General features: G+C 63.7%; 13 protein-coding genes and 2 tRNA genes. 2 read left to right on the top strand and 13 right to left on the bottom strand.

Annotation, left to right across the window (positions count from 1 at the left end; genetic code table 11):
* Positions 1 to 393 (top strand): PEP-CTERM sorting domain-containing protein (locus tag O9K64_RS01315; protein ID WP_275096263.1); only part of this gene is annotated, 393 nt, incomplete at its 5' end.
* A 253-nt stretch (positions 394 to 646) separates the two neighbouring features.
* Here the strand turns inward: O9K64_RS01315 and O9K64_RS01310 are convergent.
* The 5 genes from O9K64_RS01310 to alaS form a co-directional block, all read right to left on the bottom strand.
* A tRNA-Arg gene (locus O9K64_RS01310) sits at positions 647 to 723 on the bottom strand.
* Positions 724 to 790: 67 nt separating this feature from the next.
* A tRNA-Ser gene (locus O9K64_RS01305) sits at positions 791 to 881 on the bottom strand.
* Positions 882 to 1,178: 297 nt separating this feature from the next.
* On the bottom strand, positions 1,179 to 1,376 hold the full coding sequence (csrA, locus tag O9K64_RS01300; protein WP_260294765.1) for a carbon storage regulator CsrA: 198 nt from the start codon (positions 1,374 to 1,376) through the stop codon (positions 1,179 to 1,181).
* 247 nt (positions 1,377 to 1,623) lie between these two features.
* Entirely contained in the window at positions 1,624 to 2,856 is a 1,233-nt protein-coding gene (locus O9K64_RS01295) for an aspartate kinase (protein WP_260294766.1), read from the bottom strand.
* A gap of 119 nt (positions 2,857 to 2,975) precedes the next feature.
* On the bottom strand, positions 2,976 to 5,582 hold the full coding sequence (gene alaS / locus O9K64_RS01290; RefSeq protein WP_275096262.1) for an alanine--tRNA ligase: 2,607 nt from the start codon (positions 5,580 to 5,582) through the stop codon (positions 2,976 to 2,978).
* Between the two features lie 218 nt (positions 5,583 to 5,800).
* Between alaS and O9K64_RS01285 the strand changes: the two genes are divergently transcribed.
* Entirely contained in the window at positions 5,801 to 6,319 is a 519-nt protein-coding gene (locus O9K64_RS01285) for an FKBP-type peptidyl-prolyl cis-trans isomerase (protein WP_275096261.1), read from the top strand.
* Here the strand turns inward: O9K64_RS01285 and O9K64_RS01280 are convergent.
* The 8 genes from O9K64_RS01280 to peaB all read right to left on the bottom strand — a co-directional run bounded on the left by O9K64_RS01280 (position 6,300) and on the right by peaB (position 15,007).
* Complete coding sequence (locus O9K64_RS01280) at positions 6,300 to 7,361, bottom strand: U32 family peptidase (protein WP_275096260.1); 1,062 nt, start codon at positions 7,359 to 7,361, stop codon at positions 6,300 to 6,302. The two genes, O9K64_RS01285 and O9K64_RS01280, sit on opposite strands and share 20 nt — an antisense overlap.
* A complete protein-coding gene (locus tag O9K64_RS01275; RefSeq protein WP_275096259.1) occupies positions 7,339 to 8,262 on the bottom strand; it encodes a hypothetical protein in 924 nt (307 codons plus the stop codon). The genes O9K64_RS01280 and O9K64_RS01275 overlap by 23 nt, the downstream gene beginning before the upstream one ends.
* Positions 8,263 to 8,269: 7 nt before the next feature.
* Positions 8,270 to 9,628 carry an NAD(P)/FAD-dependent oxidoreductase gene (locus O9K64_RS01270; protein WP_275096258.1) on the bottom strand — a complete coding sequence of 453 codons (1,359 nt, stop codon included), beginning with the start codon at positions 9,626 to 9,628 and terminating at the stop codon, positions 8,270 to 8,272.
* Positions 9,629 to 9,633: 5 nt separating this feature from the next.
* Positions 9,634 to 10,308 carry a S8 family serine peptidase gene (locus tag O9K64_RS01265; protein ID WP_275096257.1) on the bottom strand — a complete coding sequence of 225 codons (675 nt, stop codon included), beginning with the start codon at positions 10,306 to 10,308 and terminating at the stop codon, positions 9,634 to 9,636.
* Positions 10,301 to 12,031 carry an ABC transporter ATP-binding protein gene (locus tag O9K64_RS01260; RefSeq protein WP_275096256.1) on the bottom strand — a complete coding sequence of 577 codons (1,731 nt, stop codon included), beginning with the start codon at positions 12,029 to 12,031 and terminating at the stop codon, positions 10,301 to 10,303. Before O9K64_RS01260 ends, O9K64_RS01265 begins: the two co-directional genes overlap by 8 nt.
* 72 nt (positions 12,032 to 12,103) lie before the next feature.
* Positions 12,104 to 13,234, bottom strand: coding sequence for a quinohemoprotein amine dehydrogenase subunit beta (gene peaD / locus O9K64_RS01255; protein ID WP_275096255.1), 1,131 nt, complete (start codon positions 13,232 to 13,234; stop codon positions 12,104 to 12,106).
* A gap of 14 nt (positions 13,235 to 13,248) precedes the next feature.
* Positions 13,249 to 13,572: a quinohemoprotein amine dehydrogenase subunit gamma gene (gene qhpC / locus O9K64_RS01250; protein ID WP_275096254.1), complete on the bottom strand. Its 324-nt coding sequence runs from the start codon at positions 13,570 to 13,572 to the stop codon at positions 13,249 to 13,251.
* Between the two features lies 1 nt (position 13,573).
* Positions 13,574 to 15,007 (bottom strand): quinohemoprotein amine dehydrogenase maturation protein, encoded by a 1,434-nt coding sequence (gene peaB / locus O9K64_RS01245; RefSeq protein ID WP_275096253.1) that lies wholly within the window; start codon positions 15,005 to 15,007, stop codon positions 13,574 to 13,576.
* Between the last annotated feature and the right edge of the window lie 10 nt (positions 15,008 to 15,017).

Here is a 15,017-nt window from a genome sequence, read left to right as displayed (position 1 = left end):
TCGGTAGCCGATCTTGTTGATGCGGTAAATTTCACCGGCGTCCCGCTGGGCGGAGAGTTGTTCTCGGGGCTCAGCCTCGTAGCGGATACTTACTACGTGGTGATCGAAAACACAGGCCTGTTATCAATCATCTGGGAAGGCGGCGATAACCCGATAGTCTCGGCCATGGCTGGGGTGCATCACCTTGATGACTGGACCTCAACTGTATTCGACCCGACGTTTCCACCCATTTCCGAGTTCGACGTTGTTCTCGGACAAGGCGCACGGTTCTACAGCATCAGTACCACTACCATAGGTTCTGTCCCCGAGCCAGGCAGCATCGCACTATTTATCCTGGGCGCCACCCTCATTTCGTTCGCCAGGTGTCACAAGAAATCTCGGATGCTTGCTTAGGGTCGACTCGAACTAAATGCCGGATCAGCCGAGCTTTGAGGTGTATCACGATGCCTTGTACCCCCTTATCAAAGGGGCACTTGCTTACGCATGGTCCGCAGATATGCTCATATGTCTGTAAGCACATCTGGCGGAATATGCAGACAAGCTTTCCGAGACCCGGCTGGATAGCACAAATCTAGCACAGTCGCTAAACAGGAAAGAAAAAAAGCGGCAGGCTGATCGCCTAACCGCTTGATTTTCTTGCTAAAAATGGCGCGCCCGGAAGGATTCGAACCTCCGACCACCTGGTTCGTAGCCAGGTACTCTATCCAGCTGAGCTACGGGCGCTTAACTTTGGAGCGCGAATTCTGAAGATTTCTTGCTCCGTTGTCAACTAATTAGCTGACTAAAATAATGGCGGAGAGCGAGGGATTCGAACCCTCGATGGGCTATTAACCCATACGCCCTTAGCAGGGGCGCGCCTTCAGCCGCTCGGCCAGCTCTCCTGATTCATTTCACGCGTTTAATGGTCCTGCGGACCATGCGGGAGTGCGTGTTATTCGGTGCTACGCACCTCACCCCGCGGGGCCGTCCCAATAACCCAGGACAGCCAGGGCGATACCCTGCCCCGAAAGAGGCGGTATTCTAACCCATTTTTTTTCGTATTGCTTCTATGAATTTCACTTTAAAAACGGCTTTTGAAGGACCGTTTTTCTGCCCTGCCCGGCCTGATGGATCGGTCAGGGACACACGCTTATGCATGAAGGCAACGGGGCCTGAACGGCCCCGTACGGGTAAACGCTTTACTCGTCGTCCACTATATCTTGGTCAGTCTGCTGCTCACGCTTGATGCGCTCGTAAATTTCTTCACGATGCACCGTTACATCACGTGGGGCATTGACACCGATACGGACCTGATTACCTTTGACGCCCAGTACCGTTACGGTCACTTCGTCTCCAATCATCAGAGTCTCGCCTACGCGGCGTGTCAAGATCAACATCGTCCAATCTCCCTGTTAAATTTCCAACTGTGACGTCACGAACACCAACCCTGCAGAGGACTCCATCCTCCGGAAAGTGCACAGAAACGCCGCCAACCAAGCACTTGCGCCACAGGAGATGTGGTGAAAGAGCGATGGAATTCTACCAGCTAACCCATTGAGAAATAAAGGGAATTAAAGGTATATACTTCCATGTGAATAGCCCTTTCACTGATAGAGGGAACCGACTCGTCCATATAGGTAGACTCTAGCCTATCTTTGCCGGTTCTGCCGCCAGGTCAAACGCCTCGTGCAGGGCACGCACCCCCAGTTCCAGATACTTCTCGTCGACCACCACCGAGATCTTGATTTCGGAGGTGGAGATCATGCGGATATTGATCCCCTCCTTGGACAGGGCGGCGAACATGGAGCTGGCGATACCGGCGTGTGAGCGCATGCCCACGCCCACCAGGGAGATCTTGACGATGGTATTATCACCGCTCACCTCCCGCGCACCCAGCTCCTTTGCCACCCCGTTCAGGATGGACACGGCCTTGTCGTAATCGTTGCGATGCACGGTAAAGGTGAAGTCGGTGGTCCCGTCCTGGCCGATGTTCTGGATGATCATGTCCACTTCGATATTGGCATCGGAGATGGGGCCCAGAATCTGGTAGGCCACGCCGGGCTGATCCGGGACCCCCAGGATGGTGAGTTTCGCCTCATCGCGGTTGAACGCGATACCTGAAATTTTTGCGTCTTCCATACCCTTGTCCTCAAAGGTGATCAGGGTTCCCTCGCCCTCTTCGAAACTCGAGAGTACGCGCAGGGGTACATTGTATTTGCCGGCAAATTCGACCGCCCGGATCTGCAGCACCTTGGATCCGAGGCTGGCCATCTCCAGCATCTCTTCAAATGATATCTTGCTCATGCGGCGCGCCTTCGGCTCCACCCGCGGATCGGTGGTGTAGACCCCGTCCACATCGGTGAAGATCTGGCACTCGTCGGCCTTCAGCGCCGCCGCCAGGGCCACCGCCGTGGTATCCGAACCGCCGCGACCTAGGGTGGTGATACTGCCCTGCTCGTCGATGCCCTGGAACCCGGCCACCACCACCACGCAACCGGCGTCGAGGTCGGCCTTGACCTTGATATCATCGATATCCTGGATACGCGCCTTGCTGTGGGCGCTGTCGGTGAGGATATGCACCTGGCCGCCGGTGTAGGATTTCGCCGGGCAACCGATCTTGTGCAGGGCCATGGAGAGCAGCGCGATGGTCACCTGCTCGCCGGTCGATACCAGGACATCCATCTCTCGCGCGGAGGGGTGTTCCTCGATCGCCTTGGCCAGCGCGATCAGCCGGTTGGTCTCCCCGGACATGGCGGAGACCACCACCACGACCTGATCGCCATGGTTGCGTGCCGCCGCGACCTTTGCGGCCACCGCCTGTATCCGCTCGATGCTGCCGACCGATGTGCCACCGTATTTCTGTACGATAAGGGCCATTGATTCTGCTACTCGCTTTCCAGTTACATAGTTAGCCCGGCCAGGAGCCGGGCGTCCGAAGGGGGCTAATTAAACAATAAAATATGCGTGGTTTCCACGGTTTCGTAAGCGGCTGCCGCCTACTGCCCCAGCGCCTCACGCACCCAGCCCTCGACCGAGGCCAGGGCGCCGGGCAGGGCCGCCGGGTCGCTGCCGCCGGCCTGGGCCATGTCGGGCCGGCCACCGCCCTTGCCGCCCACCTGTTCGGCGACGAACTTCACCAGCTCCCCCGCCTTCAGGGTCGGGATCTGGTCCTTGGTGACGCCGGCCACCAGGCTGACCTTGTCGCCACTGACCGCCGCCAGCAGGATCACCGCGCTGCCCAGCTTGTTTTTCAGCTGGTCCAGGGTGTCGCGCAGGTCCTTGGGATCGACCCCGTCGAGCTTGGCGGCCAGTACCTTGACGCCCGCCACTTCGACGGCGCTGCCGGCCAGGTCGCTGCCGGCCGCGCTGGCCAGCTTGCTCTTCAGCTGCTCCAGCTCTTTCTCCAGGCGCCGGCTGCGTTCCACCAGCTGGGTCACCTTGTCCGCCACATCGTCGCGGCCGGATTTGACCAGGTCCGCGATCCGTTGCAGCCGGTTCTCGTCCGCCTCCACCCACTGCAGGGCGGCGGCGCCGGTCACCGCCTCGATGCGCCGCACGCCGGAGGCGATGCCGGTTTCCGAGACAATCTTGAACAGGCCGATGTCGCCCACCGCCTTGACGTGGGTGCCACCACACAGCTCGGTGGAGAAGTCGCCCATGCGCAACACCCGCACGTTGTCGCCGTACTTCTCGCCGAACAGCGCCATCGCGCCGCTCGCCTTGGCATCCTCCAGGGACATGATGCGGGTCTGCACGGTGTGGTTCTCGCGAATCTGCTCGTTGACCATGCGCTCGATCTCCTGGAGCTGCTCACGGCTGACCGGCTCGAAGTGGGAGAAGTCGAAGCGCAGGCGCTCGGCATTGACCAGCGAGCCCTTCTGCTGGACATGCTCGCCCAGCACCCGCTGCAGCGCGGCGTGCATCAGGTGGGTGGCGGAGTGGTTGAGCGCGGTGGCAGCGCGCTTGCCGGCGTCGACCCGGGCCAGCACCTCGCTGCCGACCTGGAGCGAGGCACCCTGGAAACGGCCACTGTGGACAAACACGTCGCCACCCTGCTTCCGGGTGTCGGTGACGATGAAGCGGGTGTCGCCACACTCCAGGACCCCCGCATCACCCACCTGACCGCCGGACTCGGCATAGAACGGGGTGCGGTCCAGCACCACCAGCCCCGCCTCGCCATCCCCCAGGGTGTCGACCGATTGGCCGTCCTGGAACAGGGCGATGATGGTCGCCTTGCTCTCCAGCCGCTCATAGCCGGTAAACTCGGTGGCGCCGTCGAGATTGATCTCCACCTGCTGGGCGCCGCCGAACTGGCTGGCGGCACGCGCCCGTTCCCGCTGCGCCTGCATCGCCAGCTCGAAACCGGGCATATCCAGGGTCAGATCCCGCTCGCGGGCGATGTCCGCGGTCAGGTCGGTGGGGAAGCCGTAGGTATCGTAGAGCTTGAACACGGTCTCGCCCGGGATCTCCTTGCCGGCCAGTGATTCGATCGTCTGATCGAGGATCTTCATCCCCTGTTCCAGGGTCTCGGCAAAGCGTTCCTCTTCCAGGCGCAGCACCCGCCGCACCTGATCGGCCGCCTTGGGCAGCTCGGGATAGGCCGCGCCCATCTCCTGGCTCAGCGGCTCCACCAGCTTGTGGAAGAAGGGCTGCTTCATGCCCAGCATGTAGCCGTGGCGGATGGCGCGGCGGATGATGCGGCGCAGGACGTAGCCGCGCCCCTCGTTGGAGGGCAGCACGCCGTCAACGATCAGGAAGGCGCAGGAGCGGATGTGATCGGCGATGACCCGCAAGGATTTCTCTTCCAGATTGCCGCAGCCGGTGGCCTCGGCAGCGGCCTTGATCAGGTGCTGGAACAGGTCGATTTCGTAGTTGCTGTGCACATGCTGCAGCACCGCCGCCAGACGCTCCAGCCCCATGCCGGTATCCACCGAGGGCCGCGGCAGCGGGGTCATCTCGCCGGCCTGGTCGCGGTTGAACTGCATGAACACCAGGTTCCAGATCTCGATATAGCGGTCGCCGTCCTCTTCCGGGGAGCCGGGCGGTCCGCCCCACACCTCGGGGCCGTGGTCGTAGAAGATCTCCGAGCAGGGCCCGCAGGGGCCGGTATCGCCCATGGACCAGAAGTTGTCCTTGGCGCCGCAACGGGAGAAGCGGCCCGGGTCGACCTTCATCTCCTTGAGCCAGATATCCTCGGCCTCCTGGTCCTCCTCGAACACCGTTACCCAGAGCTTCTCTTCCGGCAGGCCCAGTACCTCGGTGAGGAACTCCCAGGCGTACTGAATCGCCTCGCGCTTGAAGTAGTCGCCGAAGCTGAAGTTGCCCAGCATCTCGAAAAAGGTGTGATGGCGCGCGGTGTAGCCGACATTTTCCAGGTCGTTGTGTTTGCCGCCGGCGCGCACGCAGCGCTGGGAAGTGGTGGCGCGCACATAGTCGCGCTTCTCCCGTCCCAGGAAGGTGTCCTTGAACTGCACCATGCCGGCATTGGTAAACAGCAGCGTGGGGTCGTCATGGGGCACCAGCGAGCTGCTGGGAACCTCCGTATGTCCCTTCTCGATAAAGAAGTTCAGGAAGGCGGTGCGTAATTCGGCGCTGGTCTTCATACAGGCTAGACTTTGTGATTGAACGAAATGGTGGATATTAGGCAGAACGACGGGCGTTGTCACCTGCAATTCTACGGAAATCGCCCGGGGAGAACAAATGGCCCCGGCCTCCGTCAGGCTGCCCGATGAAGTGCCTGCCCGCCGATAACCCGCGACTTGGACATCCGCCCGATCCGCCGTAAGATGTGCGGCCCTTTCAGCACACCCGGTACCCGAAGATGCAGATCAGCAACGACAAGGTAGTGACCATCGAATACACCATGACCGACCAGCTGGGCAATCTGCTGGACACCTCGGACAACGGTGAGACCGTCTCCTTCATCCACGGCCGGGGGACGGTGTTCCCCGCCCTGGAGGCGGCGCTGGAGGGCCGGTCCATCGGCGAGCGGCTGCAGCTCACCCTGACCCCGGAGCAGGCCTACGGCGCCACCGACGAGCGCCTGGTCAAGGTGATCCCGCGGGACAAGTTCAAGCTGGAGGGGGAGATCGCCGTCGGCCGCCGCTTCAAGACCCGCCGCGACGACACCGAGGTGGTGGTCACCGTGGTCAAGGTGGACGACGAGAGCGTGGTGGTGGATGCCAATCCGCCGCTGGCCGGCGTTACTATCCAGATGGACGTGGTGATCGTCGAGGTGCGCGACGCCATCGCCGAGGAGCTGGCCAGCGGCCAAGTCCAGGACATGGACGCGATCTACGAGAAGGAGCAGAAGAAGAGCGTCATCGTCGAGCTGAAGTAGTCACGCCCGCCGGGGGCGCCTGCCTCTCCTTGCGATCCACCTCGTCCAGCACCTCAGGGTAGTAGCACATATAGCCCGAGTGACACAGCTCGGGCCGCGCCCGCACGTTGCTGGCGTAGTCGTAAACGGTTTGCGCCGTCTCGCCTGCAGCCACTTGGTCGCGCACCGAGCGCACCAGCTGAATGCTCTTCAGCTTGCGCTCCAGGGGCGCCTCGCGACCGGCAATCTTGATCGCTGTCACCCCGTCCGACGCCAGCCGGTGGATGGCGCAAAGTCCGCAGGGGCCGAAGGTGTAGCCCTGCTCGGAGGTGGAGAAGCCGCAGCTGAACTTGTACCAGGTCCACTCCTTGTAATCGGCCTCGTTCTGCAACAGCGCCTGCCGGGCCGGCTGTTCAATGCGTTCTCCGTCTGCCCGGTAGAAGCTGTACTGGTAGTTGTCCAGGCAGATCGGCCCGCCATATTGTTGCGGCAGATGGATGGTGTGGCAGACCCCCTCCTCGTAGATACAGCCATCATTGAGGATAAACGCCTCGAACTCCATGCGCGGCAGTGCGGCGACCATGTCCCGGATCTCATCCAGTTTGAGGTAGCGCGGAAAGATCACCCGGTCGACCCCCAGCTCGCCGAAGAAGCGCGCCGACTCGCTGTTGCGGCAGGCGGCGATGGAGCTGAGGTGGAGGCGGACGCCCAGATCCAGCTCCGCCACCGCCAGCAACAGTGCCGGGTCGGCCAGGATCAGGGCGTCGCCGCCCTCGCCGGCGAAGCGGCGCGCCAGCTCGATCAGGCAGCGCAGCTGCGGCTCGGTGTAGTGCTGGGCGTTCAGGGTCAGCATGGACTGCTTACCGGCGGCATGGGCGGTCGCGATGATCCACTGCATCTCGACATACTCCCTGATATTGCCGAACAGCCGCCGGCTTACGGTGGAGATACCGAACTGCCGCGTCCACTCCTCGGGCACCATGCCGAAGTACACCTCGTCGGCCCCGGCCTGCAGCACCGGCTCCAGCTCCGCCGCCTTGCTAATCGGTGCAACGATTTTCATTCCAGTCTCCCGCCAGTACCAGTCGATTGACCCAACCCTGTCGCAGCGCCTCCCCCAGCACCCGCTGCTGCTCCGCGCCGTAACGATAGAAGATGGTATTGCCGCGCAGGAAGACGGACAGCTCATGCGGGCTCTGACAGCCGGTGCGTTGCATGCGGCTGAAATAGACCAGACACTCCTTCTGGCAGCGGTGCCCGGGCATGAACTTTTTCTGCTTCTCCAGCGCCAGCGAGCCCGGCTTGCAGATACGCCCCTTCAGGGTGTAGCCGAAGGGCAGATGCACCGAGAGGCGGAGGCCGTTCGGCCGCAGGTCGGCGGTCTCGGCGAAGGGACGGATATCGGTCTCCACCGACTCCACACCAAAGCGCTGCATCAGTTTCGGATAGAGCGATGACTGCATCCCGGGGGGTATGGCGCTGGCCCACTCCGCCGAGGGCAGCCGCGGGTCCTTGATCATCTTGCCCATCTGCCGTCCGGCCACCGGGCGCAGCCGGGGAAAGCGCTCCCGCAGCAGCCGCAGCACCCCCCAGTCGTTGACCACCACCTCGCTCGCGTCCGGCAGTCGCCCAAACAGCCTCGGCAACTGTTCGATACCCCGGTCGGCCAGCATCGGCGTCAGCAAGGTGATGCCCAGGCCATGCCCCCGGCTCCACTCCACCACCCGCTGTAGCTGGGTGGAGTGGGGCAACAGGCGCTCGCAGAACTCATTGCCGTAATGGATCCGGTCGAGCGGACGCCCGGCCAGTGCCTGCGGGAGCACCGACTCGCGCCAACCCAAGGCCGCCAGGCACGCCTCCGCGTTGAGCGGCGAAGGGAGCCCGGCAAGGCGCTCCAGCAGCGTCGCATCGCAGAGTGTGAAGGCCAGCTCCGGTTTGGACAGGGGGGCATTCGCCAAAGACATGATTCGCTTATCCTCGCTGTTCGCCGGGAGCCGGCCGACAGCCGGCGATGAAATTGTCGATCAAGCGCCGCTGCTCCGCCGAGACCGGTGGCCAGCCTGCAAGTGTGTCGAGTGGCGGCCGCTCCCTCCCCTGCTGCAGCGCGCGGACCAGCGGTGCCAGCGGGACGCCGCCCAGATGCCAGATTCCCAGTGGATGATCCGGCGTCACCACCCCTTCGCGGGCGACGATAAACTCACCCTGCAGCACCGGCAGTAGGCGGATGCGCATGTCGGACAGGCCGAAGCGACGATGCAGCGGCTCGCTATCGGGCCAGGCCCGGCGCGCGGCCCAGAACGGCCGGTCGGCCCACTGCCACTCCATGGCATAGAAGTCCCGTCCGATCCGGGAGTAGCGGTTGAACAGGTCGGCGACCCGCTGCCGATGAAAGCGTTTCGCCAGCTCGCCATCCTGCGGCCGCCGCAACAGGGTATGCACCACCGCCGGCGCCTGCAGCGCCGAGGAAAGCGCCTGAAAGATGCCGTTTCCGGACAGGGGATCCACCGCCATCGCCGCATCGCCGATGCGTATCCAGTCATCCCCCACCGGCTCGATGCAGTGGCTGGGGGTGCTGGTGCGGGCATGGGCAGGACCCAGCGGCTCGGCGTCCTGCAGAAAGGGCGCCGCCTGTGGCAAGCACCGCAGATGCCCCAGGATGAACCCCGTCAGCGACGCCTTCTCCGGCAACCGGGCATGCGCCACGTCCAGGGTCAGCTGCAGATAGCGCTCCGCGGCGCCGTTCGCCGCCATCCAGGCCCAACCCTCGGCGAAACTCTCCACCGCGGAGCCGGGTGGCAGGGAGGGTCCCCGACAGCGTTGCAGCAGGGAGACGCTGGCAACGCCGCACCGGCGCTGCCGGTCGCCGGCCGGGGCCCGGCGGCCGCGCGCCTCGATCAGGAAATCACCCGGGTAGAGGCGCGTTCCCTCCGCCTGGGTCACCCGCACGCGATGGCCCTCGCCGCACCGCTCCAGCCGCCGCACGCGGCCGCGAATCACCCGCACCCCGGCCCGTTCCAGATCGGCCAGCAGCGCCCGATCGAACGCTTGTCGGTCGATCAGCCGCTCGCGGTTGGCCGCCGAGGTGAGGCCGTTCCAGGTAACCCGGCGCGGCGTGGGCTCCGGCAGCCGCTCCAGCGCCTGGGAAAATCCGGCCTGGTGCAGGCCGTCAACCACCCGCTCCGAGATCCCCTCAATCGCAGCGAACGGGCGCGGTTCGCTGATCAGGGTGACCGGGTAGCCGGTAGCCGCCAGCCCCATCGCCGCCGCGGCCCCCGCCGGTCCACCGCCAAGGACCAGCAACCGTTCGGGATATTGTCCTGTCGTCGCCACTGCCACTAGCCCGTCCGCCGCTCCGCCCCGAAATAACGGGCATTACCGCGCAAATGCCGTTGGATTGAAGCGATATCCGGCGCACCACCGGCCGTCAGGTAGGCGGCGATATGTCCGCTCAGGTAGCCGGTGCCGATACTGGCCCCGGCCACCCGCCCGTCCGGGCTGCGGACAAACGCACCGAAATCGGCATACTGCGTCTGCAGGCGAGACCACTCGGCCTCGGCACAGCGGGCGTCGCCGGTCATGCGCAGCACCCCGGGATAGGCGGCGGGGAAGACCGGATCGCCACGCGCCGGGGTGGCGGCGCAGAGCGCCACCCCGGCCCCGGCCGCCGCCGCACAGGCGGCCCGCAGCACCGGCCGGTCGGTGCGCAGGCCCAGACTGAGATTGATCAGGTCCACCCGTTGTGCCAGCAGCCAGTGAATGGCGGCCGCCACCTGGGAGGGGGTGGTGGTGAAACGGTCGGTGAACACCTGGGCAACCGCCAGGCGGACAGTCGGCGCCGCGCCGAGGATGGCGCGGATGGTCTCGGTGCCGTGTTGCACGCGGTCGTACCCCGCCTCGCGCTGAACCAGCATCCCCGACTCGATGACAAAGGCCGCGGCGACATCGACGGCGTGCGCCTGATCGCGGCTGAAGCCGCTGTCCACCACCCCCACCGTCACCCGCCTACACATGCATCACCCCCGCGTGCGGCAGTACCCGAATCACCCCGTCATCCAGTATCAACTGCAACGAAACGGCATCGGAGAGCGACGGGCGATGACTGATCAGGATCCGGGTGCGGTCGCCGAACAGTCCGTCCACCGCGTCGATGATCTCCTGCTCGGTCTCCTGGTCGACGGCCGAGGTCGCCTCGTCCAGCACCAGCACCAGCGGCTCCTGCAGCAGGGCGCGGGCGATGGCCACGCGCTGCCGCTGGCCGCCGGAGAGCTGCACGCCCCGTTCGCCGACCTGGCTATGGATGCCCTCCGGCAGGCTGTCGATCAGATCGTCCAGGCGGGCACGCCGCGCCGCCGCCAGGATGCTTTCGGCATCCGCCTGGGGCGCCGCGTAGCGCAGATTCTCGAACAGGCTGCCACGAAACAGGACGATCTCCTGGCTCACCACCGCCACCCGCTGGCGGATCTCCTGCGGATCGCAGTCACGCAGATCGAGGCCATCCAGCAGGATGCGTCCCGACTGCGGGTCATAGTGGCGCTGCAGCAGATCGATCAGGGTCGACTTGCCCACCCCGGAGCGCCCGGTCAGCACCACCTTGCTGCCGGCGGCAATGGATACATCCAGCTGCCGCAGCACCTGCCGGCTGCGCCCCGGATAGGCGAAGGAGACGCCCTCGAACACGATATGACCACCCCGCAGGGGCAACGGGCGGGGTGATGGCGGCGGCCCCACGCTGCTGGGGGTAAAACGCAGCTCCGCCACCCGACCCAGGCTCACCGAGACCCGCTGGATCGATACGTAGAGCCCGAGCAGGCTCTGCACCGGGCCGATGGCCATACCCAGATAGGTGGAGAAGGCGATCAGGGCACCCAGTTGCCACTCGCCGTCGATCACCCACAGACCGCCGATAATGAAGGCGCCCGCCCGCGACAGCGATGTCAGCACGCCGGGCACGGCGCGGGTCAGGAACTCGGTCATCTGCAGGCGCAACAGATCCCCCAGATAGTGGTCGCCCAGACCGCGCAGGCGCCTCGCTTCACGCGCCTCCTGGCCGACGGACTGGATGAACTTCATCGCCGGCAGGGTCTCCACCAGGAACGAGGAGAGATCGGCCGAGCGTTCCCGCAGGCGACGGGTGCGCCGCTCCAGCTTGCGCCGCATCCAGCGCATCCACAGCACCTCGACGGGGATCAGCAGAGCGACGATCAGGGTCAGTTGCCAGGAGAGCAGCAGCATCAGCGCCAGCGCCCCGAGCAGGCCCAGGATGCTGGAGACGGCGGCGAACAGGGAGTCGACGGCAAAGCGCTGGATCTCCGCCACATCCCCATCCAGCCGGGAGAGGATGTCGCCGGTGCGGCGCTCGGCGTAGAAGGTGGGCGACAGGGTCTGCAGATGCCGGTAGAGATCCTCGCGCAAGCGAAACAGGATGCGCCCGGACAGGAGGGTGTGCAGATACCGGTTGAGGCCGGCGAGCCCCATGCCAAGGAGGCCAATCAGGATCATGGCGAGCGCCACCTGCACCAGCACACTCCGGTCGCCGGCCAGCAACCCGTCGTCGATCAGAATCTTGGTCAACCAGGGCAGCAGCAGTACCTGCCCGGTGGCCAGCAGGGAGAGCAGCAGCAGCACCAGCATGCTGTAACGGTGCGGCCAGACAAAACCGTATACCCAACGCAGCGCGGCGCGCGCGGCCGCTTGCGTGTCCGGCTCGCTGGAGCGGATCAGACGGTCGAGCATGCCTGACCGACGCGCCGCCCGAGCACATCCCTGTGCCTGGCGGCCTGGACTGGGGTCGACAGCATCAAGGCGCTACTCTTGCAGCCTCGCCAGGCGCATGTCGGCGGTCGACATGTCCCCCGGCAGCTGAATACTGCCCTTCTTCTCCAGGGTCGCGGGGTCGTGCACCGAGATATCGCTGGAGGTCCCGCCGACGTAGAGGGTGCCGCCGTCGGAGGTCATGTTGATGGTGTAGTAGGTGTGATCCATGTCGGTCACCGCCAGGGTCTTCTTCTCCTTGATGTCATGCTTGGAAAGGGTGTTGAAGGCGCCGTAGATGATATTGGCATCGTGTGGATCGGTCACCCAGCTGAACACGATGAACTGGAAGGGAACCGTCTCCAGCTGTTCCACCTCACCGGTGCTCAGATCGACCCGGCTCATGCCCCACCACCAGTCGGCGGTCTCGAAGTTCATGCTGTCGTCCTTAAACTCGGCGGTGACGTAGGGCATGATGTATTCACCCACGTGCTCCCCCTGCGAGGAGACGGCGAAGGCATCGGGCGTCAGCCATCGCGGGCCCCGCTCCCAGTTCTGCAGTTTGCTGATGACCCGCACCTTGCCGTTCTGCGGATCGATCGCCTTCAGGTCGGCGCCGCCCAACACCACCTCGCCGCTAGCGAGCGTGGCGATCTTGGTGATGCGGCGGTCCACCGGCCAGCGGCGGCTCGGTTGCACATCGAATCCGGCGCTGGTGTCGAACACCGCCAGTTGGGGCTGCATCACCTGATAGCGGTCCGGCAGCTTGCCCACCGGATTCTGGATGGTGTAGAGCTCCTTGCCATCGGGACTGAGCGTCAGGGAGAAGAAGGTCTTTACCGTGACCTTCTCGGTCGACTGCTTGGCGGAGAACACCATCTTGCAGTCGGTGATATCGAAGCCGTAAATGTCCTCCCACTTGTTGGACAACACATAGGCGATGCGGCCGTTTGGCGACGTGGCGATCGAACCCGAACCGAAATAGCCGGGGATATCACAGGAGCGGCTGATGCGGTTGGTCTCGGTGTCGATCACCTGCAGTTGATTCGGCCGGGTCACGGTCAACAGATACTCGTGCGACGCCGTGCTGGCGGCCTGTTTCACGCTGCTGTGACAACCGCTCAGGACCAGGCCCAGCCCGGCGAGTGCCAACCATGCCCGTGTAGTGCTTTTTTTGGTATTCATCAAGCTCATCTCCATCACTCATCTTCCGGGAAGATGCCATCCAGCTTGCGCCAGTCGACATTCGCCTTGTCGATCCCCCTGGACCAATCTGGAGAGGTACTCATGGTGTCCGGCACCTGGGCCGGCCACCAGCAGGCATCCGCGCAGCCATACAGGTCCGATTCCATCGGCGCGCAGAGGGACGAAAGGCCGCCGAACGGATCCACCTCCCAGCCCGGATCGGTGGTGGCGGTGCAGCCGACAACCGTCTGCATCGCCACCACCTCCTCAACCTCTTCCCGGCTGACCGCCGCTTCCAGTATTTTTGCTTTTTTATTGACAGACTTCAGATGTTTCATTTCAGAAACTCCTCCTGGGTAATACGTGATTCTCGAAAAAACCGGGATTTTCGAGCATGAGGCGCGAATAGACCTGGACACCAAAATCAACCCAGTCCCGCATCAGGTCGCAATAATGGTAGGTCGGCAGCGCCGGATCGCCGGTCTTGGCATAACTCTCGTGATAGCAGCCGCCGGAACAGAGATTGCGGATGCGGCAGGTCTCGCAGCCGGTGTTGCTTCGATCCAGACGTTGTTCGACAAACCGGGCCAGGCGCGGTTTATCGATACCCGTTTTCACCGTGCCGAAGCGCGGCAGCGCGGAACCGGTGAAGCGGTGGCAGAGATTCAGCCCCCCTTCCGTGTCCACCGCCAGCAGCGCCACACCGGCCCCGCAGGGCAGCTGCTTTTTGTTGCCCTCGTGCAGATCGGTCATCAGTTGATGCATGTTGCCGAAGCCGAGATTGCGGTTCTCCAGCGCCTCCTGAAGATAGCGTTGGCCGAGTTGTTTCATGCCGCTGAACACCTGCAGCAACTCTTCCGGACGCAGATTGAACGCCGCGATATCGCCGGAGGTCACCGGGCCGAACCCCACTTCATGAAATCCCAGATCGTGATAGAGGTGGTCAAAAATGGCCTGTACGTCGGTGATGCCGTGAGTCAGGGTCACCCGGCAGCCGACCGGGCGTGACATCCCGGCCGCCAGCAACCGTTTCACCTTCTCACTGACGATGTCGTAGGTGCCATGACCTCCCACGGTCAGCCGGTTACGGTCATGCAGGCCGCGCGGGCCATCCATGGATACGGTCAGCCCGAAGCGGTGCTGATTGAACCAGTCGATCGACTGGTCCGACAACAGGGTCGCGTTGGTGGTCAGGGTAAAATCGGGCGTGGCCGCCAATTCGGCAAAGCGACTTTCGCAATAGGCCACCACCTTGCGGATCAGCGGCATGTGGGTCAGCGGCTCACCGCCGAAGAAGACGATGTTGTACTTCTTCTGCCCCGGCGACTCGCGCAGCAGCATCTCGATCGACTCCACCGCCGTTTCGTAGGACATCTTCAGTCCATCGGACGGGCTCGCCAGGTCCTCCTTATAACAGTAGGTGCAGCTCAGGTTGCAGCCGGTATTGACGTTCAGCACCAGGGTGGTGAGCGGGAAATTCCGCACACTGAGCGGCGGCAGGTTCAGCCTGGCCGTCGTCCCCTCGTCGCACAGTATCTCCAACGACTTCAGGTCATCGATCGTCTCGCTCAGCTCGGCCGGGCGGAACCGCGCATTGAACCGTTGTTGAATCGATGCCCGGCTGACGGTATCGTGCTCATCAAACAGATCCAGCAGTGCACCGCTCAACTCATCGAGCTCAAACAGGCTGCTGGTCGGTATATGGAACAGCATGTCGTGCCGGTCCACCGCCACCCGATGCAGATTGGGTCTGACCAGTCTCAGGTTATCCATGGATCACCTC

This window comes from Sedimenticola hydrogenitrophicus (assembly GCF_029017505.1).
GTDB lineage: Bacteria > Pseudomonadota > Gammaproteobacteria > Chromatiales > Chromatiaceae > Sedimenticola > Sedimenticola hydrogenitrophicus_A.
The sequence above is the reverse complement of the archived record's forward strand: the minus strand, read 5'-3'. Positions and strand labels throughout refer to the sequence as shown.

Excerpts from the sequence above, each read along its gene's own strand:
- peaB (WP_275096253.1), bottom strand. The coding sequence starts at position 15,007 with ATGGATAACCTGAGACTGGTCAGACCCAATCTGCATCGGGTGGCGGTG.
- csrA (WP_260294765.1), bottom strand. The coding sequence starts at position 1,376 with ATGTTGATCTTGACACGCCGCGTAGGCGAGACTCTGATGATTGGAGAC.
- O9K64_RS01285 (WP_275096261.1), top strand. The coding sequence starts at position 5,801 with ATGCAGATCAGCAACGACAAGGTAGTGACCATCGAATACACCATGACC.
- O9K64_RS01260 (WP_275096256.1), bottom strand. The coding sequence starts at position 12,031 with ATGCTCGACCGTCTGATCCGCTCCAGCGAGCCGGACACGCAAGCGGCC.
- qhpC (WP_275096254.1), bottom strand. The coding sequence starts at position 13,572 with ATGAAACATCTGAAGTCTGTCAATAAAAAAGCAAAAATACTGGAAGCG.
- alaS (WP_275096262.1), bottom strand. The coding sequence starts at position 5,582 with ATGAAGACCAGCGCCGAATTACGCACCGCCTTCCTGAACTTCTTTATC.
- O9K64_RS01295 (WP_260294766.1), bottom strand. The coding sequence starts at position 2,856 with ATGGCCCTTATCGTACAGAAATACGGTGGCACATCGGTCGGCAGCATC.
- peaD (WP_275096255.1), bottom strand. The coding sequence starts at position 13,234 with ATGAATACCAAAAAAAGCACTACACGGGCATGGTTGGCACTCGCCGGG.
- O9K64_RS01265 (WP_275096257.1), bottom strand. The coding sequence starts at position 10,308 with ATGTGTAGGCGGGTGACGGTGGGGGTGGTGGACAGCGGCTTCAGCCGC.
- O9K64_RS01275 (WP_275096259.1), bottom strand. The coding sequence starts at position 8,262 with ATGTCTTTGGCGAATGCCCCCCTGTCCAAACCGGAGCTGGCCTTCACA.
- O9K64_RS01280 (WP_275096260.1), bottom strand. The coding sequence starts at position 7,361 with ATGAAAATCGTTGCACCGATTAGCAAGGCGGCGGAGCTGGAGCCGGTG.